This is a genomic window from Sphingomonas sp. LHG3443-2 (assembly GCF_049896405.1).
Taxonomy (GTDB): Bacteria; Pseudomonadota; Alphaproteobacteria; order Sphingomonadales; family Sphingomonadaceae; genus Sphingomicrobium.
The window spans coordinates 79,710-104,140 of record NZ_JAFCUG010000001.1 but is presented as its reverse complement, the minus strand read 5'-3'; the positions used below and the strand labels follow the sequence as shown (position 1 = coordinate 104,140).

Annotated in this window: 20 protein-coding genes; 14 read left to right on the top strand and 6 right to left on the bottom strand. The window is 67.2% G+C overall.

The annotated features are described in order from the left end of the window. Positions 1-44: 44 nt before the first annotated feature. From ACP69Z_RS00405 to ACP69Z_RS00390, 4 genes are read left to right on the top strand one after another with little or no spacing between them, the layout of a single operon-like run. Complete coding sequence (locus ACP69Z_RS00405; RefSeq protein WP_426265584.1) at positions 45-1,535, top strand: SPOR domain-containing protein; 1,491 nt, start codon at positions 45-47, stop codon at positions 1,533-1,535. Beyond that, positions 1,532-2,698 (top strand): deoxyguanosinetriphosphate triphosphohydrolase, encoded by a 1,167-nt coding sequence (locus ACP69Z_RS00400; RefSeq protein WP_426265583.1) that lies wholly within the window; start codon positions 1,532-1,534, stop codon positions 2,696-2,698. Before ACP69Z_RS00405 ends, ACP69Z_RS00400 begins: the two co-directional genes overlap by 4 nt. Before the next feature lie 53 nt (positions 2,699-2,751). Then, the gene (locus tag ACP69Z_RS00395) at positions 2,752-3,201 is read left to right on the top strand and encodes a hypothetical protein (RefSeq protein WP_426265582.1); all 450 of its coding nucleotides are present in this window, start codon (positions 2,752-2,754) and stop codon (positions 3,199-3,201) included. Then, the gene (locus ACP69Z_RS00390) at positions 3,198-3,830 is read left to right on the top strand and encodes an NAD-dependent epimerase/dehydratase family protein (protein ID WP_426265581.1); all 633 of its coding nucleotides are present in this window, start codon (positions 3,198-3,200) and stop codon (positions 3,828-3,830) included. Before ACP69Z_RS00395 ends, ACP69Z_RS00390 begins: the two co-directional genes overlap by 4 nt. 48 nt (positions 3,831-3,878) lie before the next feature. Here the strand turns inward: ACP69Z_RS00390 and ACP69Z_RS00385 are convergent, their stop codons facing one another. Further along, positions 3,879-6,566: an Rne/Rng family ribonuclease gene (locus ACP69Z_RS00385; RefSeq protein ID WP_426265580.1), complete on the bottom strand. Its 2,688-nt coding sequence runs from the start codon at positions 6,564-6,566 to the stop codon at positions 3,879-3,881. Between the two features lie 349 nt (positions 6,567-6,915). On the opposite strand from ACP69Z_RS00385, the gene ACP69Z_RS00380 reads away from it, so the two are divergent. From ACP69Z_RS00380 to ACP69Z_RS00345, 8 genes are all read left to right on the top strand, one after another. Next, complete coding sequence (locus ACP69Z_RS00380) at positions 6,916-7,791, top strand: N-acetylmuramoyl-L-alanine amidase family protein (protein WP_426265579.1); 876 nt, start codon at positions 6,916-6,918, stop codon at positions 7,789-7,791. 45 nt (positions 7,792-7,836) lie between these two features. Next, the gene (locus tag ACP69Z_RS00375; protein ID WP_426265578.1) at positions 7,837-10,422 is read left to right on the top strand and encodes a penicillin-binding protein 1A; all 2,586 of its coding nucleotides are present in this window, start codon (positions 7,837-7,839) and stop codon (positions 10,420-10,422) included. Positions 10,423-10,490: 68 nt separating this feature from the next. Further along, positions 10,491-11,618, top strand: a complete 1,128-nt coding sequence (gene prfB, locus ACP69Z_RS00370) for a peptide chain release factor 2 (protein WP_426265577.1) — start codon at positions 10,491-10,493, stop codon at positions 11,616-11,618. Between the two features lies 1 nt (position 11,619). Continuing rightward, positions 11,620-12,324: a class I SAM-dependent methyltransferase gene (locus tag ACP69Z_RS00365; protein ID WP_426265576.1), complete on the top strand. Its 705-nt coding sequence runs from the start codon at positions 11,620-11,622 to the stop codon at positions 12,322-12,324. Next, positions 12,321-12,656: a tRNA-binding protein gene (locus ACP69Z_RS00360; RefSeq protein WP_426265575.1), complete on the top strand. Its 336-nt coding sequence runs from the start codon at positions 12,321-12,323 to the stop codon at positions 12,654-12,656. Before ACP69Z_RS00365 ends, ACP69Z_RS00360 begins: the two co-directional genes overlap by 4 nt. A gap of 90 nt (positions 12,657-12,746) precedes the next feature. Beyond that, positions 12,747-14,612: a signal peptide peptidase SppA gene (gene sppA / locus ACP69Z_RS00355; protein ID WP_426265574.1), complete on the top strand. Its 1,866-nt coding sequence runs from the start codon at positions 12,747-12,749 to the stop codon at positions 14,610-14,612. A 262-nt stretch (positions 14,613-14,874) separates the two neighbouring features. After that, positions 14,875-16,587, top strand: a complete 1,713-nt coding sequence (rpsA, locus tag ACP69Z_RS00350; protein WP_426265573.1) for a 30S ribosomal protein S1 — start codon at positions 14,875-14,877, stop codon at positions 16,585-16,587. 95 nt (positions 16,588-16,682) lie between these two features. Beyond that, complete coding sequence (locus ACP69Z_RS00345; protein WP_426268009.1) at positions 16,683-17,024, top strand: integration host factor subunit beta; 342 nt, start codon at positions 16,683-16,685, stop codon at positions 17,022-17,024. A 116-nt stretch (positions 17,025-17,140) separates the two neighbouring features. Here the strand turns inward: ACP69Z_RS00345 and ACP69Z_RS00340 are convergent, their stop codons facing one another. Continuing rightward, positions 17,141-17,878, bottom strand: a complete 738-nt coding sequence (locus tag ACP69Z_RS00340) for an ATP-grasp fold amidoligase family protein (RefSeq protein WP_426265572.1) — start codon at positions 17,876-17,878, stop codon at positions 17,141-17,143. 312 nt (positions 17,879-18,190) lie between these two features. Between ACP69Z_RS00340 and ACP69Z_RS00335 the strand changes: the two genes are divergently transcribed. After that, on the top strand, positions 18,191-20,605 hold the full coding sequence (locus ACP69Z_RS00335; protein ID WP_426265571.1) for a S9 family peptidase: 2,415 nt from the start codon (positions 18,191-18,193) through the stop codon (positions 20,603-20,605). Positions 20,606-20,650: 45 nt separating this feature from the next. On the opposite strand, the gene ACP69Z_RS00330 is transcribed toward ACP69Z_RS00335, so the two are convergent. The 4 genes from ACP69Z_RS00330 to ACP69Z_RS00315 all read right to left on the bottom strand — a co-directional run bounded on the left by ACP69Z_RS00330 (position 20,651) and on the right by ACP69Z_RS00315 (position 23,745). After that, positions 20,651-20,851, bottom strand: coding sequence for a hypothetical protein (locus ACP69Z_RS00330; RefSeq protein WP_426265570.1), 201 nt, complete (start codon positions 20,849-20,851; stop codon positions 20,651-20,653). Then, a complete protein-coding gene (locus ACP69Z_RS00325) occupies positions 20,845-21,003 on the bottom strand; it encodes a hypothetical protein (protein ID WP_426265569.1) in 159 nt (52 codons plus the stop codon). Before ACP69Z_RS00325 ends, ACP69Z_RS00330 begins: the two co-directional genes overlap by 7 nt. Positions 21,004-21,019: 16 nt before the next feature. Next, entirely contained in the window at positions 21,020-22,861 is a 1,842-nt protein-coding gene (locus ACP69Z_RS00320) for a PAS domain-containing protein (protein WP_426265568.1), read from the bottom strand. Between the two features lie 89 nt (positions 22,862-22,950). Next, positions 22,951-23,745: a thymidylate synthase gene (locus tag ACP69Z_RS00315; RefSeq protein WP_426265567.1), complete on the bottom strand. Its 795-nt coding sequence runs from the start codon at positions 23,743-23,745 to the stop codon at positions 22,951-22,953. 159 nt (positions 23,746-23,904) lie between these two features. On the opposite strand from ACP69Z_RS00315, the gene ACP69Z_RS00310 reads away from it, so the two are divergent. Then, complete coding sequence (locus tag ACP69Z_RS00310) at positions 23,905-24,300, top strand: JAB domain-containing protein (protein WP_426265566.1); 396 nt, start codon at positions 23,905-23,907, stop codon at positions 24,298-24,300. The last annotated feature ends 131 nt before the right edge of the window (positions 24,301-24,431 follow it).

Here is a 24,431-nt window from a genome sequence, read left to right as displayed (position 1 = left end):
TTCCCGTCAGCGTGCGCTCAGCTAGACTCGGACACGGGATGGGGATGACCAGAACTTCTGTTTGGCTGGCGGCGGCCGCTGTGCTGCTGCCCGGTTCGGCGAGCGCGCAATATATCGGTGGCCGCCCGCCCGAGCCGCCGCCGGCGCCAGTCGCGGGCGCGAACGAGACGCCCGAAGCGGCGCTGGCCCGCAACATCCGCCTGATCGCGATCAATCCGCGCAACTATGACGCGCAGCTCGCCGCCGGACGTGCGGCCCTCCGCCTGGGCGATCCGCAGGCCGCCATCGGTTTCTTCGGCCGCGCCGAGGAGATCAACGCAGCCCATTGGGCGCCCAAGGCCGGGCAGGGATCGGCGCTGGCGCAGATGGGCGAAGCGCAGGCGGCGCTGGGGCTGTTCGAGCAGGCCCAGGCGCTCGGCGCGACGCAGAGCCTGATCGCGCTGGACCGCGGGCTCGCCTTCGACCTGATGGGCATGCAGCCACAGGCGCAGAATGATTATCGCGCGGTGATTGCCGGCCCCGATCAGGCCGAAGCGCGCCGCCGGCTGGCGCTCAGCCTCGCCATTTCGGGCAAGAAGGTGGAAGCGCTGGCGGCGCTCGATCCGTTGCTGGCGCAGCGCGATGCCGGCGCCCGCCGCGCTCGTGCCTTCATCCTGGCGCTCGGAGGCGATGTCGACGGAGCGCGGCAGGCGATTGCCCTGATGTTGCCGGGCTCGAGCAGCGGTTTCGATCCGTTCCTGCGCCGCCTTCCGACGCTTAATCCGGGGCAAAAGGCCGCGGCGGTGCATCTTGGCATCATGCCCGCCGAAGGCGCCGCGCTGGCAGCGCTGCAGGCCGCCGAACCCGCGCCGCTTCCTGCTCCCCCGGTGCGGGTTGCCAAGGCGCCAGCGCGGACGCCCAAGCCTGCACCGGTCAAGGTAGCCGAAGCGACGCCGCTCACCACCGCCAAGGCTGATGGCGATCGTCTGGCGTCGATCGAGACGACGCTGACCAAGCTTCCGGCCCCGCCGCCCGCGCCAAAGCCGATCGTCGAGCGCAAGTCGGCCCGCCGCGCTCCCGCTGCCGAGTTCGAACTGGCCAGCCGTCCGGCCAGCGACGAACCGGCGCGGAAGCCAACCAGGGTGCCTGCCAAGGCTGATACGGCAAAGCCGGTCAAGCTTGCCGCCAAGGACGCCAAGGCAAGCGAGGGCAAGGACAGCAAGACCAAGGGCAAGACGGCCTCCGAGGAAGCCAAGCCGACCAAGGCGACCGCGTCCGCGTCGGCTTCGCGCATTTATGTCCAACTCGCGGGCGGGGCCAATGCCGACCAGATGAACCGCGAGTATGACCGCATCCGCAAGGCGAAGCCCGCTTTGTTCAAGGCGCGCCAGCCGATGGTCTCGGCGGTCAAGGGCTGGTCGCGGCTGGTGGTCGGACCGTTCAAGGCCGCGGATGAGGCGCAGGAGTTCGTCAATAGCCTCCACGCCGCCAAGCTCGAAGGCTTCGTGTGGAACGCGCCGTCCGGCCTCAAGCTCGAGAAGCTTAGCCTCAAGTGACCTTGCCCCCCGGGATTGCCGCGCGGCCGGCGGACAGCCGCGGGCGGCTCCACCTTGAACCCGACAGCGGCCCGCGCGGACCTCGTGACGTCTTCCAGCGCGATCGTGACCGGATTGTCCATTCCATCGCCTTTCGCCGCCTGCGCCACAAGACGCAGGTGTTCGTCGCGCCCGATGGCGACCATTACCGTGTTCGCCTGACCCACAGCCTTGAAGTCGCGCAGATCGGGCGCACGGTTGCGCGGGCGCTTGGCCTCAATGAGGATCTGACCGAAGCGCTGTGCCTGGCGCACGATCTTGGCCATCCGCCGTTCGGCCATGCGGGCGAAGATGCGCTCGACGAAGCGCTGCGGTTCGCGGGTGGGTTCGATCATAACGGCCACACGCTGCGCCTGCTGTGCGAGCTGGAAACGCCGTATCCCGAGTTTGACGGTCTCAACCTGACCTTCGAGACGCTGGAGGGACTGGCCAAGCACAATGGTCCGGTGGCAGCGCCCAAGTGGGCGTTGGCGGAGGTGGCTGCGCGGGTCGGCCTCGATCTTGCCAGCCACGCCACCCTCGAAGCGCAGGTGGCGGCGATCGCGGACGACATCGCGTACGACAATCACGACATCGACGATGGTTTGCGTGCCGGCGTGTTGCCGCTAGAGGCCCTGCTCGAGCTACCGCTGGTGGCGCGGCATTGGGACGCGATCGGCAAGCGCTGGCCGGACCTTCCGCTCGACCGCAAGATCAAGGCGCTGGTGCGCGATCAGATCGGGACCATGGTCGGCGATCTCCTGACCGAGACGCGGCGCCGGGTGGCGGAAGCAGGGGTCGAGACGCTGGACGACGTCCGCGGCGCCGGGCGGCTGCTCGCCGGCTTCTCGGACGAGCTTGCTGCCGAGGAGCGAGCGCTCAAGAAGAGCTTGTACGCCAACCTCTACAACGCGCCCGCGTTACAGCCGGTACGGGTCGAAGCGCAGCGGGTGGTCGGCAATCTCGCCGCCGCTTACCTCGCCGACCCGCGGTTGCTGCCCGACGCCTGGCACCGCGGCGATGACGCCGACGCGGTCACGATCGCGCGCAACGTGGGCGATTATCTCGCGGGGATGACCGATCCCTTCGCGATCAGCCGCCACGAGGCGCTGATCGGTCCGGTCGAGCTGCCGGAGAAGTTCTGATCCGCGCGGCCCTGTGCCTCGCGCTGGCCTTGCTCGGCGGGTGCGGGGAGCAGGTGGCGGCGCCGGGCGGGAACGAGATTATCGTTCCCGATCCCGAGGAAGGGTTGTGGGACTTTCGCTTCGAGCTGCCGGCCGATTTCACCTGGCGCGAGGAGCTGGTGCCGATCGACACCCGCGGCAAGGTGTGGCGGGCGCCAGCCATTCCCGAGTTCGGCATTTCGCTCGACAGCTATGCGTCGGAGCCGGTGCGCTGCCCGGCCGCGCCGTGCCGTTCCTGGCAGGAGCCGCTCGCCGGAGGGGTGGCGACGATCACCCGTGACGCCTGGCTCAACCAGGCGGAGGGCGTCGCCGGAACGCTCAACATCCACCTGCCGCTGATCCGCCGCCGGGATCGTGTCACGCTGGCGCTGGTGGTGATGGCCCGCTGCAGCACCCGCGCCGCCTGCGACCGGGCGCTGGAGGTTGCCCGAACGATTCGGGTTGTGCGACGCTCCCGCTCATGACCATTGCGATGATCGGGGCGACCGGCCTTGTCGGACGCCAGCTGTGGCCTTTGCTGCAGGGGCGGCAGGACGTGCTGGTCCTCGGCCGCCGGCCGAGTGGGGCGCCGCTCGAAAAGCTCGGCACGATGGAGGAGTGGCCGGGGCTGCTGCGAGGAGAGCGGATCGACACGGCCGTGTCGACACTCGGCAGCACCCGCAAGGCGGCGGGTAGCTGGGCGGCGTTCGAAGCGGTGGACCGGCATGCGGTGCTGGCTTTTGCGGAGGCGGCGCGGGCAGCGGGGGCGCGGCACTTCCTGCTGGTGTCGTCGTCCGGGGCCGATGCGCACAGCCGCAACGCCTATCTGCGGCTGAAGGGCGAGGTGGAGGAGGCGGTAGCGGCGCTGGGGTTCGAGCGGGTCGATCTGCTTCGTCCGGGGCTGCTGCTCGGGCAGCGGAGTGATCGGCGGCTGGCCGAAGGAGCGGGGCAAGCGGTTGCGCCGTTGCTCGGCCTGCTGCTGCGCGGACCGCTCGACCGTTATGCGCCGATCGACGCCGGCCAGGTCGCGAAAGGGATGGCCGCGCTGGCCGGGCGGCGGGAGCCCGGCGTCTACCGCCATCACAATCGTGAGATCAGAGCGCTGGCACACTGAAGGAGCGCGGGCCCCGGCTCATGGCCGAGGCCCGTCACCTCACGTCCGTTAGCCGAAAGTGCGCGACCACCAGCCCTTGCGGGCAGGCTGGGCGGACGTGTCCCCGCTCGTCGTATCGACCGCAGCAGGAGCTTCGTCTTCGGCCGGAGCGGCAGGCTGCTCCGCGACCGGCTCAGGCTGCGGTTCGGGCGCAGCCTCGACCGGTGCTTCGGCCTTCTTGGCACGCGAGCGGCGCTTGGGCTTGGGCTTCTCCTCGGCCGCTGCTGCTTCCTGGGAGGCGACGTCAGCCGGCGCTTCGGGCGCGATCACGTCGATCGCCGGAGCGGCTTCCGCCTGCTCGGCAGCGACCGTATCGGCCTTGCGGGCGCGCGGGCGGCGGCGAGCCTTGGGCTTCTCCTCCGCGACGGGCTCAGCCTCGAGCTCGGGCTGCGGCTCGGGAGCGGCTTCGACCGGCACGGGTGCAGGATCGACGCTCGGCACCGGCTCGACCATCGGGGCTTCGCCTGGTTCGGGAGCGAGGTCGTCGCCGCCGTCCTGGCGCTCGCTTTCCTGACGCTCGCCTTCCTCGCGATCACGGCCGCGGCCGCCCCGACGACGGCCACCACGGCGACCACGACGCTTGCGCCGCTCATCCTCGCCGCCGGCCTCGTCCTCGGCGTGGGGAGCCTCTTCGCCCTCGGCCTCGACCGGCTGCTGCTGCTGCTGCTGCTCGGCGCCGGCTTCGTCCTCGTCCTGGCCCTTGGCGCGCTCGAAGTCGCCGCTTTCCTCGTCACCTTCACGGCGGCGGTTGCGGCCGCCCCGGCGACGGCGACGACGGCGGCGGCTGCCTTCGCCTTCCTCGTCACGCGCACCACGCTCGCCGCGGCTCTCGCGCTCTTCGATCTCGTCTTCGGCGAACTCCTCCGCGAGTTCTTCCTCGTCGATCTCGGGCTCGTCGTCGACATAGGTCGGAAGTGGCGCGGCCTGGCGGACCGGCGCGACCGGGCGCGGTCCGCTGCTTTCCACCGCCATGCGGGCGCCTTCGAAGCTGTGGTCGACCAGCACTTCGATCACGACGCCGTAGCGCGCTTCGATATCGGCCAGTTCGGCGCGCTTGCGGTTCAGGACATAGATCGCCGCTTCGGCGCCGGCGCGCAGGCACACTCGCTCACCGCGGCCGCGAGCGGCCTCGTCCTCGATCATGCGCAGCGCCGACAGGCCGGCGGAGGAAGCGGTGCGCATCAGGCCGGTTCCGTCGCAATGCGGGCAGGCCTTGGTCGAGGCTTCGAGCACGCCGGTGCGCAGGCGCTGGCGGCTCATTTCCATCAGGCCGAAGCTGGAGATACGGCCGACCTGGATGCGGGCGCGGTCGTTCTTGAGCGCTTCCTTCATCGCCTTTTCGACCTTCCGGACATGGCTGTTCTGTTCCATGTCGATGAAGTCGATGACGACGAGGCCAGCCATGTCGCGCAGCCGCAGCTGGCGGGCGATTTCCTGGGTCGCTTCCATGTTGGTCGCGAACGCGGTCTGCTCGATATTATGCTCCCGGGTCGAACGGCCCGAGTTGATGTCGATCGAGACCAGCGCCTCGGTCGGATTGATCACGATATAGCCGCCGCTCTTCAGCTGGACGAGCGGCTGGTACATGGCACCAAGCTGATCCTCGACGCCGTAGCGCTGGAACAGAGGCGTCGCCTCGGTGTGCGGCTGCACCTTCTTCACGTGGCTCGGCATCAGCAGCTTCATGTAGCTGCGCGCGGCGCGATAGCCGTCCTCGCCCTCGACCAGCACATCGTCGATGTCGCGGTGATACAGGTCGCGGATCGCCCGCTTCACCAGGTCGCTGTCGCGGTAGATCAGCGCCGGGGCGGAGGAGGAAAGGGTGTTCTCCCGCACCTCGTCCCACAAACGGGCGAGATAATCGAAGTCGCGTTTGATCTCGGTCTTGGTCCGCTCGAGTCCCGCGGTGCGGACGATGAGGCCCATGGTGCCGGGAAGCTTCAGGTCGGCAATGATCGACTTCAGCCGCTTGCGGTCCGAGCCGTTGGAGATCTTCCGGCTGATACCGCCACCGTGCGACGTGTTCGGCATCAGCACGCAGTAACGGCCGGCGAGGCTCAAGTAGGTGGTCAGCGCCGCGCCCTTGTTGCCGCGCTCTTCCTTGACGACCTGGACCAGCAGCACCTGACGGCGCTGGATCACGTCCTGGATCTTGTAGCGGCGGCGCAGGTTCAGGCGCTTGCGGCGCACTTCGTCGGCGGCTTCGTCCTTGCTGCTGCGGCGGCGACCGCGGCGGGGGCGATCGCCTTCGTCGCCGGATTCGGCACCGTCGTCATTGTCGGCGTCGAGATCGCCTTCCGGCTCCTCCGGGCGGTCGTCGTGGCCGTCATCCTCGTGGTGCGGGTCGAGCGGGCCGTCGAACTCGTCATGATCCTCGGCCTCGGCGCGCAGCCGCTCTTCCTCGGCGGCATGTTCGGCTTCTTCGCGCAGCAGGGCTTCGCGATCGGACTTGGGGATCTGATAATAATCGGGGTGGATTTCGCTGAAGGCGAGAAAGCCGTGGCGGTTTCCGCCGTAATCCACGAACGCCGCCTGAAGCGACGGTTCAACGCGGGTTACCTTGGCGAGGTAGATATTGCCTTTGAGCTGCTTGTGCTCGGCGGATTCGAAGTCAAACTCCTCGATCCGGTTCCCCTGGACGACGGCGACCCGGGTCTCTTCCGGGTGGCGCGCGTCGATCAGCATGCGCGTGGTCATTGAATAGTCTCCGGGCGCGCGCCCTGAACAGGGTCAGTCTGCGCGCGCGTGTTGCGGCCATCGCCGGCGCAATTGGGCCGGCGGGAATGGCGATCAAAAGGGGCGGGTCTGCTGAGACAAGCTCTCCGGCGGTCGCCGGCAAACGCGCGTCGCTGCCGGATACGGCACGATCAACAAGCGCGTTCTTGAACTTCATGGATCAGCATCAACCTGTACGACGCCGGGAGAGACCGCCCTGTCTTCGGCCCCCCGGCATGAATCCGGGCCCAGGCCCTTAGCGGACCGGTACGGACATTCATGTCGTAGCAGCCTCCTTGCCGCGCAGCAATGCCACGCTAGGGTCGCACCGATGCGACGTTCGTCCGCCCGTATTTCGTTGATCGCGTTGATCGTTCTTGGCCTCGTGGCGCTTGCCGGCGCGTGGGCCCTGACGCGCAAGGCGCCGGGCGATGAGCTTGGCTTCGCGGTTGCCGGCGAAGCGCGGCAAGGCGGCCTCAGCCTCGCGCTTGCGCCGGCGGTTGCGGATGTCGCCATCACCGAGGCGCGCACGCCGGGCCGGCCGCTGGTGGTGATCGATCCCGGTCACGGCGGCAAGGATGGCGGCGCCCCCGGCGCCAGCGGCACGGCCCGCGAGAAGGATGTCACCTTGCTGATCGCCCGCGAACTGCGCGAGGAACTGGCCAAGCGCGGTCGGGTCCGGATCGCGCTGACCCGCGACGGCGATACCTTCCTGACCCTCGACGAGCGCGCCGCCATCGCCCGCCGCCTCGGCGCCGCCTTGTTTGTCGCGATCCATGCCGACAGCGCGCCCAACGCCCAGGCCCGCGGCGCCACGGCTTATTCCTTGTCCGAGGTGGCGAGCGACGCCGATGCGGAGATGCTGGCCGAGCGGCAGAATGGGGAAGGGGCAGTGGCGAGCGCGACCGATGCTTCGCTGCGCGCCCTGCTGTCCGACCTCGCCACCCGTGACGAGATGGATGCCAGCGCCGATTTTGCGCTGCGCATCATCCGCGAAGGGCGCGGCACCGTGCTGCTGCGTCCCGAACCGCATCGTTTTGCGAGCTTCCGCGTGCTTCGCCGTTCGGGCGCGCCGGCGGTGCTGTTCGAAGCGGGCTACATGAGCAATCCACAGGATGAGGCGACGTTGCTCGACCCGGTGAAGCGGGGGCAGATCGTCAAGGCGCTGGCCCGGGCGATCGAAGCGCAGGCTGCGGTGGGACGCTGATGGAAGCGCTTTCCCCCGCCTTCCCAAGCGAGTAGAGCCGCCCCCATGGACGCCGTCGCGACCTCTCCTTCACCGGCCTGGATGAGCCGTCACCACAGCGCCGCCGACCGCCTCCGCGCGGCCTGGCGCGGCAATCGCCTGCTGCGTTGGCTGGGGCTGGGCGTGCTTGCCGGCTATTTCCTGTTCGTGCTGGTGTGGCTGTTCTTCGCCGCCGGCCTGCCGTCGAGCGAGAAGCTGCTCGCCTATCAGCCGCCGTTGCCGAGCAACATTCGCGGCGTCGACGGCCAGCCGGTCGGCACCTTCGCCCGCGAGCGGCGGGTCGAGCTAAGCTACAACGAATATCCGCCAATGGTCATCCAGGCCTTCATCTCGGCCGAGGACAAGACCTTCTTCAGCCACGGCGGCATTGATTATCCGGGCCTGGTCGGCGCGGTTGGCGACTTTGCGCTGAAGAGCGCGACCGGCGGCGCGCGTGCCCGCGGCGGGTCGACCATCACCCAGCAGGTCGCGAAAGCGCTGCTGCAGGACGACGAATATGCCGTCAGCCGCAAGATCCGCGAGGCAATCCTCGCCTTCCGGCTCGAGAATACGCTGACCAAGGAACAGATCCTCGAGCTTTACCTCAATCAGATCTTTCTGGGCCGGAACGCTTATGGCGTGCAGGCCGCGGCGCGGGCCTATTTTGACAAGGACGTCGCCGACCTGACGCTGCCTGAAGCGGCGTATCTCGCGATCCTGCCCAAGGCGCCGTCCAACTACGACCCCGTCCGCCAGACCCAGCGCGCGCTGGACCGCCGCAATTACGTGCTGCGCGAGATGGTCAACAACGGCTATGTGACGCAGGCCGACGCCAGCGTTGCAGGTTCTTCGCCGCTTGGCACCATTCGCCTCGGTAGCAATGCCAAGTTCCGCGAAGTGGGCGGCTATTTCACTGAGGAAGTGCGCCGCGAACTGCTCCGCCGCTACGGCGAGGACGCGGGCGACAGCGCCAACAGCGTGTATGCGGGCGGCCTGTGGGTCCGCACGTCGATGAATCCGGTCATGCAGGATGCCGCCGCCGAGGCGCTACGCGAAGGGCTGGCGAAGTTCGACGGTGGGCGCGGCTGGCGCGACACCGGGCTCAGCATCGACACGGACGGCGACTGGCGCGGCCAGCTCGACCGGGCGCCGCTCGGGACCGGCTTCCCCGATTGGCGCAAGGCCGTGGTGCTCGACAAGGGCGCCTCGAGCGCCAGCATCGGCTTCACCGACGGCTCGACCGGCACCCTTGCCGCGGGCAACGCCACCATGCCGCGGCGGGGCGGAGGCGGGACCGCCTTCTCCAACCTCAAGGATGGCATGATCATCATCGTCAAGCAGATTGCCGGCGAGGATTACGCCATCCGCTCGATCCCCGAGATCGGCGGCGGTTTCGTTGCGCAGGAAGTCCGCACCGGCCGCGTGCTGGCGATGCAGGGCGGGTTCGACAGCATCGGCGCCAGCTATAATCGCGCCACGCAAGCACAGCGCCAGCCGGGCTCCACCTTCAAGCCGATCGTTTATTACACCGCGCTCGCCAACGGCATGACGCCCGCAACGCTGATCGACGACGCGCCGTTCTGCGTGTGGCAGGGTGCCGGGCTCGGCAACAAATGCTTCCGCAACTTCGATGCCAATTACGCGGGTCCCAAGACGCTGCGCTGGGGCGTCGAGCAATCGCGCAACCTGATGACGGTGCGCGCCGCCTCGCAGACTGGCATGGCCAAGGTGACCGACACCGCGCGTCGGCTCGGCGTCGGCGATTATCCTAACTATCTCTCGATCGCGCTCGGGGCCGGGGACACCACCGTCCTCAAGCTGACCAACGCCTACGCCATCCTTGCCAATCACGGCCGGGCGGTGGCACCGACCCTGATCGACTTCGTCCAGGACCGCGACGGCAAGGTCATCTTCCGCACCGACAATCGCTGCCAGGTGATGGAAGGCCGCTGCAACGCGCCGGATTGGGACGGCGGAGCCATGCCCCGTCCGCCGAGCCGCTCGCGTCAGGTTCTCGATCCGCAAGCGGCCTTCCAGATGGTCCACGTCATGACCGGCGTGATCGAGCGCGGCACCGCGACGACCTTGCGCGACCTCAATCGCCCGCTGTTCGGCAAGACCGGCACCACCACCGGCCCGACCAACGTGTGGTTCGTCGGCGGCACCCCCGACGTCGTCGCCGGCACCTACATCGGCTACGACCAGCCGCGCTCGCTGGGCGGGGCGGCGCAAGGCGGGCGGATCGCCGCGCCGATCTTCAAGCAATGGGCCGAAGTCGCCTTCAAGGACGTGCCGCCGACCCCGTTCGTCGCGCCCAAGGGCATCCGCATGGTCCGAATCGACCGCGTCACCGGCCGCCGGGTGTTCGGCACCTTCCCGGTGCGCGAGGATCCCAAGTCCGCGGTGATCTGGGAAGCCTTCCAGCCCGAAACCGAGCCGCGCCGTACGCTTCGCCGCGCCGGCGAAGAACAGGAACTCGCCGCCGCAGCCGCCAAGGCGGCGCCTGCCCGCCGCCGCGCGCCGCCGCCGCGCCCGCGCGAGACGGCGCCGCGCCCCGCCGAACCCGCGCAGCCGGCGGAGGACTTCTTGGCAAGGCAGGGCGGAATCTACTAGACGCCGCGTAAAGCCGGTCGTTCGAGTGTTCCCGCTCCGACCTGTGTGACTGAAAGGATTTCTCTGACATGCGCGCCGAAGCGCAGGCCCATATCGACCAGGTCAACGCCGCCACTGCCTTGCTTCGCCGGTTCCTTGATTGGGACCGGGCGCTCAGGCGGCTGGAGGAGCTCAACCAGCGGGTCGAGGATCCGACCTTGTGGGACGATCCCAAGGCCGCGCAGGAAGTCATGCGCGAACGCCGCCGGCTGGACGAAGCAATCACCGCCACCCGCAAGATCGAGACCGAGCTGACCGACACGGTTGAACTAATCGAGATGGCCGAGGCCGAAGGCGACGCCGGACTGGTCGACGATGGCGTCACGGCGCTCGCCGATCTCGCTGAACGGGCCGAGAAGGACAAGGTCGCTGCGCTGCTTGCGGGCGAGGCCGATGCCAACAACAGCTATGTCGAGGTCAATTCGGGCGCCGGCGGAACCGAGAGCCAGGATTGGGCCGGCATGCTCCAGCGCATGTATTCGCGCTGGGCCGAGCGGCACGGCATGAAGGTCGAGCTGGTCGATTTCCACTCGGGCGAACAGGCCGGGATCAAGTCGGCGACCCTGCTGGTCAAGGGCGAGAATGCTTACGGCAATCTCAAGGTCGAAAGCGGGGTCCACCGCTTGGTCCGGATCAGTCCCTACGACAGCAGCGCGCGGCGCCACACCAGCTTCGCCTCGGTCTGGGTCTATCCGGAAGTCGACGACGACATCGACATCGAGGTCAACGAAAGCGACCTTCGCATCGACACCTACCGGGCATCGGGCGCGGGCGGGCAGCACATCAACACCACCGACAGCGCGGTCCGGATCACGCACATCCCGACCAACATCGTGGTGCAGTGCCAGAACCAGCGGTCGCAGCACAAGAACCGGGCCGAGGCAATGAAGCAGCTCAAAGCCCGGCTCTACGAGGCCGAGCTCCAGAAGCGAGAAGCGGAGGCCAATGCGACGGCGGCGGCCAAGACCGACATCGGCTGGGGCCACCAGATCCGCTCTTACGTCCTGCAGCCCTATCAGCTGGTCAAGGACCTGCGCACCGGCGTTACCTCGACCGCGCCGGGCGACGTGCTCGACGGCGATCTCGACCGCTTCATGGCCGCCGCTCTGAGCCAGCGCGTGACGGGCGAGAAGGTCGACGTGGAAGACGTCGACTAGAATGCGGGAAGGGGGCACGCTCGTACTCTGCTGCCTGGCGCTGGCTCTCGCTGCCTGCCGTGAAGGAGGCGGCCAGGCCGACAGCTTCCCGCCCTCGGGTCGCGACGTGGCGCCGATCGTATCGGACGCTTTTTCGACCGAGGACGTGCGCGATCGGGTTGGCGAGTTCGAGGCGGTGGTTGCCGCGGCGCAGGTCCAGCCGGGCATGTCGGTTGCCGACATCGGCGCTGGCGAGGGCTATTACACGGTTCGGCTGTCACCCCTGGTCGGGGCAAAGGGCCGCGTGCTGGCGCAGGACATCGTGCCGGAAACCCGCGACCGCCTGGCCGAGCGGGTCCAGCGTGAAGGGCTCGACAACGTCACCGTGCGCCTCGGCCTGCCGGAGGATCCCAAGCTTCCGCCTGGCGGTCTCGACCGGATTTTCATGGTCCACATGTATCATGAGGTGACCGACCCTTACGCCTTCCTGTGGCACCTGGTCGGCGGGCTGAAGCCGGGCGGCGAGGTAATCGTGGTCGACGCCGACCGTCCGGTGAAGCGCCATGGTATTCCGCCGGCTCGCCTGAAATGCGAGCTGGCGGCGCTCGGCTTGCGGCTGGATCGCTTCCAGCGGCTGGGCGGCAGCGACAGCTTCTTTGCCGCCTTCCGCGCTGCCGGCCCGCGACCGGCGCCGGGCGCGATCAAGCCCTGCCAGGAGCCGGCATGACGATCCCGTTTGACGACTTTCAGAAGGTCGAGGTCCACGCCGGCACGATTCTCGCGGCCGAGCCCTTTCCGCAAGCCCGCAAGCCCGCTTTCAAGCTGACCATCGACTTTGGCCCGGCCATCGGCACCCGCCGCAGCTCGGCCCAGATTACCACCCTCTACACGCCCGACGAGCTGGTCGGACGGCAGGTGATCGCCGTCACCAACTTCGCCCCGCGACAGATCGGCCCCTTCATGAGCGAGGTGCTGGTGCTGGGTCTCAGCGATGCCGAAGGGCGGATCAGCCTGCTCGCGCCCGACCACCAGGTGCCCAACGGCGCGCGGATGCACTGAACGTAGCCGACACTTCGACCAACGGTGCTTCCTTCTTAACGCCTGTCAGCCTATCTCAGCCCCGGTATCACCTTGGGGTTGGGAACGAACATGCGCGTGGCAAAGGCGATCTGGGGCCTTCTGGTCGGGATCAAGGACGCTCTCGTCCTGCTCTTCATGTTCATCTTCTTCGCCGGCCTGTACGCGCTGCTGTCCGCCCGTCCGGCGCCAAGCGTGAAGGACGGCGTGCTGGTGCTGAACCTGCGTTCGGGCGTGGTCGAGCAGCCGGCCGAGCAGGACGCCTTTGCGCTTGCGGGCGGCTCCACCGCAGCCGCTCCGCTCGCGCTTCGCGACGTCCGTGAAGCGCTGCGAAAGGCTAAGGACGACACCCGCGTGAAGGCGGTGGCGCTCGACCTCGACGGCTTCTCGGCCGGGCAGACGGTGGTGGCCGAGCTTGGCGAAGGGCTGGACGAGATCCGCCGCAGCGGCAAGCCGGTGCTCGCTTATGCGACCGGCTACGAAGATCGCGGCTACCAGCTCGCGTCCCACGCCAGTGAAATCTGGGTCAATCCCATGGGCGGCGTCCAGCTGCGTGGGCCGGGCGGCAACAATCTGTATTTCGCCGGCCTGCTCGAAAAGCTCGGCGTCACCGCCAATGTCTACAAGGTGGGCAAGTTCAAGAGCGCGGTGGAACCCTATACCCGCTCCGACATGAGCCCCGAAGCACGCGAGAACGCGCAGGCGCTCGCCTCGGCGCTGTTCGAGACGTGGCGCGACGACATCCGCAAGGCGCGACCCAAGGCCAATGTCGAGCTGTCGCTGCGCCAGCCGGTGCAGCTGGTCCAGGCTTCCGGCGGCGATTTCGCTGCCGCCTCGAAGCGCGCCGGGCTCGTCGACCGCATTGCCGACCGCCGCGCCTTTGAAGCGCGCCTGGCGGAGCTTGGCGGGGTCGACGAGAAGCTCGCCGGCGGGTTCAAGCGCATCCGCCTCGACCGCTATATCGCCGCCGAGGTCAGCTCCAAGCGCGGCACCGGACCGATCGGCGTGGTGACGGTTGCCGGCAACATCATCGACGGCAAGGCGCCGCTCGGCACCGCCGGCGGCGACAGCATTGCCGAGGCCATCGAGAAGGGCCTGCGCGACGACAAGATCAAGGCGATCGTGGTGCGCATCGACAGCCCGGGCGGCTCCGCCCTCGCGTCCGAACGTATCCGCCAGGCGCTGCTCGCCGCGCGCGACAAGAAGATCCCGGTGGTCGCCTCGATGGGCAATGTCGCGGCGTCCGGCGGCTATTGGGTCGCCACCGCCGCCCAGCACATCGTCGCCGAACCCTCCACCATCACCGGGTCGATCGGCGTGTTCGGCATCCTGCCGAGCTTTCAGGGCAGCTTGCAGAAGCTCGGCATCGCTGCCGACGGCGTCGCCACCACCCCGCTGTCGGGCCAGCCGGACCTGTTCAAGGGTATTTCGCCCGAAGCCGGCCAGCTGATCCAGCTCGGGGTCGAAAGCACCTACGGCAAGTTCCTGACCATCGTCGGCCAGGCCCGCGGCAAGACCCCGCAGCAGATCGACGCCATCGGCCAGGGCCGGGTGTGGTCGGGCGGCCAGGCACGCCAGATCGGGCTGGTCGACCAGTTCGGCGGCATGGAGGAAGCGATCGCCAAGGCGGGCGAGCTTGCCGGGCTCGACGCCGATAATCGCGGCCTGACCTTCCTCGAGAGGAAGCCGAGCTGGCGCTCCGAGCTTGCCGGGCTTCTGCGCGACGACAATGACGATGCCAGCGAAAGCGACCCCTTCGCTTCGCTCCGCGCCAATCCCGACGCACTCGCCGCCTCGGTGCTTCAGCAGGCGGAAACGCTGCTGAGCGGTCCGACCATCCAGGCCCGCTGCCTCGAATGCGGCGCGGTCGAGGCGCGTCCTGCCGCGGCCGAGCGCTCGACGGGGTGGCTGGCGCGCCTGCTCACCTTGCTCTCGTGAGCCTTTTCCGCTAGGGGCGCGCTCGTCGTTCCGGGTCGGAGAACCCGGACGCCACGCCGTCAGCAGCTGTTTGTCGTCTTTCACGGCCAATCGCTCGGTCCGGGGTCGCGTCCGCCTCTTGCCCGGTCGGCCCGTCTGCCCGGCATGGGGTCGGGGAGACGGCTTTCACCAACGCTTGCCAGGTCCGCCTGATGGAAAGCCTGCCCACCAAGGGAAGGCTGGCGGCATACCGACCGAGCACGAGAAGGACGTACCTGTTTTTATGGCTACTGTTGCCAATCCCACCCGCGACGATTTCGCGGCGCTCCTCAACGAAAGCCTTGGCGGCGAAAACGAGGCCTTTGAAGGCCGCGTCGTCATCGGCACCGTCACCGCGATCGAGAATGATCTCGCGGTGATCGACGTCGGCCTCAAGAGCGAAGGCCGCGTTCCGCTGCGCGAATTCGCCGTGCCGGGCCAGAAGGCCGAGCTCAAGGTCGGTGACCAGGTCGAAGTGTTCGTCGACCGCGTCGAGAACAGCGCCGGCGAGGCGATGCTCAGCCGCGACCGCGCCCGCCGCGAAGCCGCTTGGGACAAGCTCGAAGGCGAGTTCGCCGAAGAGAAGCGCGTCGAGGGTGTCATCTTCGGCCGTGTCAAGGGCGGCTTCACCGTCGATCTCGGCGGCGCCGTGGCCTTTCTTCCGGGCAGCCAGGTCGACATCCGTCCGGTTCGCGACGTCCAGCCGCTGATGGACATCCCGCAGCCGTTCCAGATCCTCAAGATGGATCGCCGCCGCGGCAACATCGTCGTGTCGCGCCGCGCCATCCTGGAAGAGACCCGCGCCGAGCAGCGTTCGGGCCTGATCCAGAGCCTGGCCGAAGGTCAGGTGATCGAGGGGGTGGTCAAGAACATCACCGACTACGGCGCCTTCGTCGACCTCGGCGGTATCGATGGCCTGCTGCACGTCACCGACATCAGCTACAAGCGCGTCAACCACCCGTCAGAAGTGCTGGAAATCGGCGCCACCGTGAAGGTGCAGATCATCCGCATCAATCGCGACACCCAGCGCATCAGCCTCGGCATGAAGCAGCTCGAGAGCGATCCGTGGGAAGGCGCCCAGGCCAAGTATCCGGTCGATGGCGTGTTCCAGGGCCGCGTGACCAACATCACCGAATATGGTGCATTCGTTGAGCTGGAGCCGGGCATCGAAGGCCTCGTCCACGTGTCCGAGATGAGCTGGACCAAGAAGAACGTCCACCCGGGCAAGATCGTCTCGACCTCGCAGGAAGTCGAAGTCAAGATCCTCGAGGTCGACGGCGAGAAGCGCCGCATCAGCCTCGGTCTCAAGCAGGCCCAGACCAACCCGTGGAGCGATTTCGCCGAGAAGCACCCGGTCGGCAGCCAGGTCGAAGGCGAAGTCAAGAACGCCACCGAATTCGGCCTGTTCATCGGCCTCGAAGGCGACGTCGACGGCATGGTCCACATGTCGGACATCGCCTGGGGCGTGTCGGGCGAGGAAGCGTTGGCGCTTCACCGCAAGGGCGAAACGGTGCAGGCCGTCGTTCTCGATGTCGACGTCGAGAAGGAGCGCATCAGCCTCGGCATGAAGCAGCTTGAGCGTGGCGGCGTTGTCGCTGGCGGCGCGACCGGCGGCGAAGGCGGCGCCCGTAAGGGTGAGGTCAAGACCGTGACCGTGCTCGAAGTCATGGACGGTGGTCTCACCGTGCAGGTGGGCGACGATGGCCCGACCGGCTTCATCAAGCGCTCGGATCTCGGCCGCGACCGTGACGAGCAGCGTCCGGAGCGTTTCCAGGTCGGCCAGAAGTTCGACGCCCAGGTCACCGGCACCGACCGCAGCAAGAAGCCGACCTTCTCGATCAAGGCGATGCAGATCGCCGAAGAGAAGCAGGCGGTTGCCCAGTACGGTTCGTCCGACTCGGGCGCGTCGCTTGGCGACATCCTTGGTGCCGCTCTCGAGCGCGCCAACAAGAAGTAAGCTGAAAATGAGACGGTTTGCCGGTTCGCCCGGCAAACCGTTTCTCTTCCGACACTTGCGGCGGCTCGCAACATCTGACAGCTTGTCCGAAGCGGGTGGGGGCCCGGGACTGCAACGCTAGGGCGGGGACAGAAAAAACGATGATCCGGTCAGAACTGGTCAACAAGCTCTGCAACGACTTTCCCGATCTCTCGCAGCGCGAGATCGAGACGGTGGTCACCGGCATCTTCAACGAGATCACAGCCCAGCTCGCCAAGGGCGGCCGGGTCGAGCTGCGCGGCTTTGGCGCGTTCTCCACCCGCCAGCGCGACGCCCGCACCGGCCGCAACCCGCGCACCGGCGAACAGGTCGCGGTGGACGCCAAGAAGGTGCCCTACTTCAAGCCCGGCAAGGAAATGCGCGAGCGCTTGAATCTCGCGGAAGTCACCGCCGAGTGAGGTTGCGGCGGCGGCATTGGTTGCCGCCTGCATTAGCTACGATGATCTGATCGTAGGGCTAAAGGCTGCGAATGTCCGCCTTCGACCCGTTGCCGACAGTAGCTCCTCGGTCAGGGTCACGCCGCGAGTTGGGGAACCGGCTCCAGCCAGCCTGGCAAGGCTGCGCTCCAAAGAAGGCCCATGAGAAGATCAAGCCGAGGGGGATCGACCCGCTCCAGCCCGCTTCCGGGGTAAAAGGTCAGTTCTCCGAAGCGCGCTTGCCCATCCAAGTCATAGAAGTCAGCCCGAACAAAGCAAAAGCCTTCGGCCAAGCGCTCGGCAGCACGCAGCATTGCATTCAACGATTTCGGCATGGGTGGATCGGGGTCATCGGTGGGGGCTGAAACCCGCCGCCAGGCCGTATCGAAGACAGTCCAGCGGTGCTCTTCGCCGCGGCCAAGATGCACCTGCACGAACCGAGCCTTCCCGCCAAACACGAACACCTTGTAATCGATAGGCAGCGACCGATCCTTGCCGATAAAGGGCTCTACCAGCAGCCCGCGCTCGATCTCGCCGTAAAGCCACTCGTCTAACCACGCGCCATAGCTGCGCTGCATCCATCGCCGGGATTGCCGCACCGCCGCTACGTGATCGGCAAGCTCGCGGACCACGAGAGTGTGCCCGCATCCGTGCCGCGACTTGACGACATAGGGAAAGTCCCACGCTGGTTCGTCGGGTAGCGACTGACCGCGCCATAGCGTCGGGGTCGCCCATTTTTCGGAGCCAAGCCGCTCGGCCACGAACTCCTTGACGTGGACCTTGTCGGCCAAGGCTGGCAGCCGCGGATCGCGGTCGTGCAACTTTCGATGCTGCACCCATTCGGTGAACAGCAGCGGCGTTTCAAGCCGCGCTAGCCGCCTGTGCCGCCACCAATAGGTCAATTGGATCCGCAAAGGGCTGCTGCCAACGGGAGTGGGCGGATGAGAGAATGCAAGCACAACGCCGAAGCGAGAGGAGCAGCAACTTCGTTCCCGTGCCGGTCCAAAGCACTACATGGGAAGTCCGCTTTCCATCCATAGCCGACCTTCGAGTGTCTCCCTTCGCTGTTCGTCGAAACCTCGAAGAACCCTCTTCCGCGCGGCGCCGCGCTCGGCCACACTCCTGCCAAACCAAGTGGGGGATTCTTCATGCGTCGTTTGTTGCTGGTCGGTGCGTTGTCGCTGGCGATGAGTACCACTGCCCTTGCCCAAACCGGCTACCAGCAGCCGCCTGCCCCGATTGCCCAAATCCTCGACAGCAAGCCGACACCCGTGCCGCTGATCGACCCGACCCGCAGCCGCATGGCGCTGCTCGAGCGCGCCAATCTGCCGGCCATCGCCGAGCTTGCCGAACCCGACCTCAAACTTGCCGGGTACCGCATCAACCCGCGCAACAACGGCCAGGCCAACAGCCGTGTCCAGTGGCTGACCGGGCTCTCGCTGCAGGACGTGGCGGGCGGCAAGGCGCGCACCGTCCTGCTGGCGGCAGGCACGCGCTTCACTGCGCCGTCGTGGTCGCCCGATGGCCAGCGTCTCGCCTTCCTGGTCGACAGGCCGAGCGGACTTGAGCTGTGGGTTGTGGACGCCGCCACCGGCAAAGCGCGCAAATTGACCCAGCCGATCGTCAATGCCGCGGCAACCGGCGCGGCGTTCGCGTGGATGCCGGACAGCCGCTCGATCCTGGTCCGTGCCGTCCCGGCCGGGCGTGGCCCGGCGCCTTCCGTGCAGGCCACCCCGGTGCCGATCGTGCAGGTCAACGAAGGTCGCACCGCGCCGGTCCGGACCTATCAGGACCTTCTCAAGAACAGCGGCGACGAGCGGCTGTTCGATCACTATTTCACCGCCCAGCCCCTGCTGGTGTCGATCGCCGACGGCTCCAGCCGCAAGGTCGGCACCCCCGGCGTCTACCTCGGCCTCTCGCCCTCGCCGGACGGCAAGTATCTGCTGATGACGCGTGCCAAGCGGCCCTACAGCTACAACGTGCCCGCGGCGCTGTTCCCGACCGAGGTGGTGGTGACCGATCTCACGGGCCGCACCGTCAAGCAACTCGCGGACCTGCCGCTGCGCGACGATGTGCCGCCGCAGTTCGATGCCGTAGCGCCTGGGCCTCGCTCGGCCCAGTGGCGCGCCGACAAGCCCGCGACCGTCGCCTGGGTCGAAGCGCAGGACGGCGGCGATGCGCGCCGCAAGGTTGAGGTCCGCGACCGCCTGCTCGAACTCGCCGCGCCGTTCACCGGCAGCCCGCGGACGCTGGTCGACATGAAGGACCGTTATGCCGGCGTCGTCTGGGGCAAGGACGATGTCGCCTATCTCGAAACGCAATGGTGGAACGACCGGCGCGAGACGCGGATGCTGCTCAACCCCGCGGCGGGCACGGCCAAGGTTCTCCTGACCCGCAATTTCCAGGATCGCTACAACGACCCTGGCGAGCCGGTCACCACGCTCAATGCCGCAGGGCGGCCCGTGCTGCTGTTCGGCGCCGACGGGCGCAGCATCTTCCAGTCGGGTGCCGGTGCCCGCCGCGAAGGCGAGTTCCCGTTTGTCGATCGCGTCGACCTTGCGGGCGGCCAAGCGACCCGCGTGTGGCAAAGCGCCGTGCCTTATTACGAAGACGTGGTCGCGGTGCTCGACAATGAAGGCAAGCGCCTCGTCACCCGCCGCGAAAGCCGGACCGAGCCGCCCAACCTTTACCTTCGCACCGTCGGCGCGGGCGATCCGCGACCGCTCACCCAATTCCCCGATCCCGCGCCGCAGCTAGCGGGCGTGACCCAGCAGCTCATCACCTACAAGCGCAAGGACGGGGTCGACCTGTCGGGCACGCTCTACCTGCCCGCCGGCTACAACAAGGAGCGCGACGGGCCGCTGCCGCTGATCATGTGGGCCTATCCGACAGAATATACCGATCCCAAGGTCGCCGGGCAGGTGGTCGACACCGACAACCGCTTCACCCGGCCCGGCGGCATCAGCCATCTGTTCCTGCTGACCCAGGGCTATGCGGTGCTGGACGATCCCAAGATGCCGATCGTCGGCGCCGACGGGAAAGAAGCCAACGACACCTATATCGAGCAGCTGACCTCGTCCGCCGAAGCGGCAGTCGATGCGGTGGTGAAGCTGGGCGTCGCCTCACGCGACAGGATCGCGGTCGGTGGGCACAGCTACGGCGCGTTCATGACCGCCAATCTCCTTGCGCACAGCGACCTGTTCCGCACCGGCATCGCGCGCTCGGGCGCCTACAACCGCACGCTGACCCCGTTCGGGTTCCAGGCCGAACAGCGCACTTATTGGGAAGCGGTCGACACCTATACCAAGATGAGCCCGTTCACCTACGCGCCCAAGATCAAGGAGCCGATCCTGCTGATCCACGGCGAGGCGGACGACAATAGCGGCACCTTTCCGGTGCAGAGCGAGCGCTTCTATGCGGCGCTCAAGGGCGCTGGAGCCAATGTGCGCTACGTGGTGCTGCCTTACGAGGCTCACGGCTACCGCGCGCGGGAGAGCGTCGGGCACACGCTGTGGGAAATGACCAGCTGGCTCGACCGCTATCTCAAGCCGGCCAAGAAGTAAGCAACAGCGCCTCCCTGCACTAAGCGGCGGGGAGGCAGCCTTGCCTCACGCCTGGCAGATCTGCTGAAGCAACACTTGCGGGTTGAACGGCTTGGCGAAGAAGTGCGCGCCGGTCGGCAGATCGTCGGGCGAGGGCCGTACCACGCCGGAGGCGACCAGCAGCACGGTCGGCGGGTGCCGGTCACGCACGTAATGGGCAAGGCGGATGCCGTCCATCGACCCCGGCATCTCGATATCGGTCAGCACGCAAAGATGCCTTTGTGCCGATCGAGGATGCGGATCGCCTCGTCGGCAGTGCCGGCGGCATGAACGGTGAAGCCGCGGTCCTCGAAGAAATCGACCAGGTCATCGCGCACGAACGGCTCGTCCTCGACGACCAGGATGCTCTTGCCTGACATTTGCGCCGCCATCCCTTCAACCCCGGCGCGCAGGGGCGACGGTCGGCATCGCGGCATCGATCGCGAACTCGACCCCCGACGGATCGAAGCGCAGAAACGTGTTGCCGTCGAAATAGGATTGAAGTGAACGCTCGATCATCCGCGACCCGAAGCCTCTTCTCTGAGGGGCGCTAACCGGCGGGCCATCCACTTCTTTCCATCCGAAACGAAAGCGTTTCGACGAACGGTCATCCGTCTCCTCCCACCGAATCTGGATCTTGCCGCTTTCGTTGCTGAGCGCGCCATATTTGCAGGCGTTGGTGGCCAGCTCGTGAAGCGCAAGCGTGAGGGCAAGGCCCACCGATCCCGGTACCATGACGTCCCCGCCAACGATCTCGATCCGGTCCTTGAAGCCTTCGGCAGCACTCAGGCCCGAGGCCACGATGTCCTTGAGCGAGGCTTCGTCCCACGCGGTGGCGGTGAGGACGTCGGTCGCCTTGCCGAAGGCGGTCAACCGCGCGGCAAAGGCTTCGGCAGCTTCGTCGACGTTCGCTGCGCGGCGGAAGGTCTGGCTGGCGATCGCCTGGACCATGGTCAGCACGTTCTTCAGCCGGTGGCCAAGCTCCCCATTGAGCAACCGCTGCCGTTCCTGCGATTCGACGAGTTCGGTCGTGTCGCGGGAGACCGACAGGATCTTGGCCGGCTTGCCGTCCGGTCCGAAGATCGGGGCGACCGACACGTCCCACCATTTGGAGGTGCCTTTGGCCGTATCGGCCGCGCCGATGAATTTGGCCGGCCGGCCGGCACGCGCCGCTTCGATCGCGTCCTTGGCATGCTGATTGCCTTCGCCTTCCCAGAAGCGCGGCCAGGGGCAGTCGGCGATGGTGGCGAAATCGTCCACCTCCATCACCTTCTGCCCGCCTTCGCTCATGAAGGTCAGGCGACCGTCGAGATCGAGCACCTTGATGCAGTCGGTGGAGCTGCGCAGCACCTCGCTGAGGAAGGATTCACGCTCGGCGAGGTCGGCCACGGCCTTGTGCACGGTGGTCGAATCATACCCGCCGACGAAGATCCCGATGACCGTTCCCGAAATGTCGCGGATCGGCTCGAACAGCAGTTCGATGAAGCTGGTTTCCCGGTTCTGCGACAGCTGCAATTCGACGCGGTGCTCGACGTAGCGTTCGCCCGTCGCGAACACCCGGTCGAGGATGTCGAAGAAGCCCTGGCTTTCGAGCTCCGGAAACACCTCACGGACCGGCCGGCCGAGATAATCGCGTTCGCCGCCGATCATCCGGAAAGCGGCATTCACATAAGCGAACACGTGCTCCGGGCCGGTCAGCACCGCGGCGAAGCCCGGCATCTGGTCGAGCATCGCCAGCTGCCGGCTTTCCTCGGCGCGGCGCATCTGTTCCTGCAGCACTTCCTGGGTGGTCTCATTCACCACCACCATCATGCCGCCGATCTCACCCGCGTCGTCGAGCGCGGGAGAATAAGCGAGGTCGAAATAGATGATGTCCTCGCGGCCGTGGCGGTGAAGCACCATTTGCTGGTTCTGAAAGGTCTCGACATGCCCGGCGCGCACCTTGCGCAGCATGGCGGTGTTCCACTCGGCGATCTCGGGCCAGGCGTCGGCAACCGGAAGCGCCATCTTGTTCACGCCTTGCGTCAGCACCGCATAAGCGTCGTTGTAGATCATCAGCCCCTGTTCGCCCCACAGCAGCACCATGGCGGCGGGCGAGCGGATCATCATGCCGACCATGCCCTTCAGGCCGGCTGCCCATTCGGCGGGCCCGGGCATGCCGACGTCCTCCCAATCCGCCTCAGCGATCTGGCGCGCGGTGTCGCAGGGCCAATCGAGAAAGGCTGGAAGCGGGGCCACAGGATTGGTGGGCCGCGCCGGGTCGAGAGAGTGGGTCGCTATGTCAGGATCCTAGATGATCGAAGGGTGGAACGCGAGCGCGCTACGTCCTAGACCGCAACCGGGGCGGAAATGTGCGGATGCGGATCGTATCCGACGACCTCGAAATCTTCCAGAACATAGCTGAACAGGTCCTGTCCCCGGTCCTTGATCCGGAGCTGGGGCAGGGGCCTGACCTCGCGGCTCAGCTGCAGCCGGGCTTGGTCGAGGTGGTTGGAATAAAGGTGCACGTCGCCGCCGGTCCACACGAACACGCCCGGCTCCAGCCCGCATTCCCGCGCCAGCATGTGGGTCAGGAGCGCATAGGAGGCGATATTGAAGGGCACACCGAGGAACAGATCGGCGCTGCGTTGATAGAGCTGGAGGTTGAGGCGGCCGGCCGCGACCTGCGTCTGGAACAGGCAATGACAGGGCGCCAGCGCCATTCGCCCGATCTCGCCCGGATTCCAGGCGGTGACGATCTGACGGCGGCTGGCGGGGTCTTTGCGGATGAGGTCGACGAGCTCACGAATCTGGTCGATGTGGCGGCCGTCCGCCGTTTCCCAGTCGCGCCACTGCTTGCCGTAAACGGGGCCAAGGTCACCCGCTTCATCCGCCCATTCGTCCCAGATGCTGACCTTGCGCTCCTGCAGCCAGCGGACATTGGTGTCTCCGTTGAGAAACCACAGCAACTCGACGATGATCGAACGAAGATGCAGCTTCTTGGTGGTCACCAGCGGGAAGCCGTCCGCAAGATCGAAGCGCATCTGCGCGCCGAACAGCGACAAGGTGCCGGTGCCGGTGCGATCCTGCTGCGGCACGCCGTCGGCAAGAACCTGGGCCATGAGGTGATGGTAAGCCTGCATGGGCCGACGGTAGCGTGGCCACGCGCGCCTGCGTAGTCCCCTTTGTGCGCTGCTGGCCATGGCGCTTCGATGTCAAAACGGATCGACTTTTTGGCGGTCAGTCCGGAACGGACCCTCTATCGCTTGGGAAGAGGCCGCGGACGCACCTAGCGTGCCCTCATGCTTCAGCGTGCCGAATCTCCTGTTGCACTCACCGGCGTGGAGGCGAGCCGGTCCTTCTTCGCCCCATGTTTTGCCCAGTCCACCAGCGAAAGCCTGTGGGTCGCGCACCTCGACGACGAGGCGCGCTGCATCCACCTGGCCAGCTACGACGGCGACGCCGACTCGGTCGACATTCCGGTCCGCGCCATCATCGGCGATGCGATCCGGTTCGACAGCGCGGGCATTATTCTCGCCCACAATCACCCAAGCGGGCAGGCGGCCCCCTCGCGCTCGGACAAGGTCGCCACCAGGGCCCTGGCGATCGCTGCCGAAGCGATCGATCTGACCCTGCTCGACCATCTCGTCTTTGCGGGCACCGACTGCACCAGCTTCCGCCGCATGGGGCTGCTGTAAACTAAGGCGCTGCTGGCAGGCTGGTGGGAAGAACCACGCGAGCGGCGAGGGGGTGCGGCGCTGCTGCCTTATGGCGAGTGTTCGAGGGTGCTAGGTCTGCCCGGATCGAGTAGCTTGGCAGAGGGCGCCGG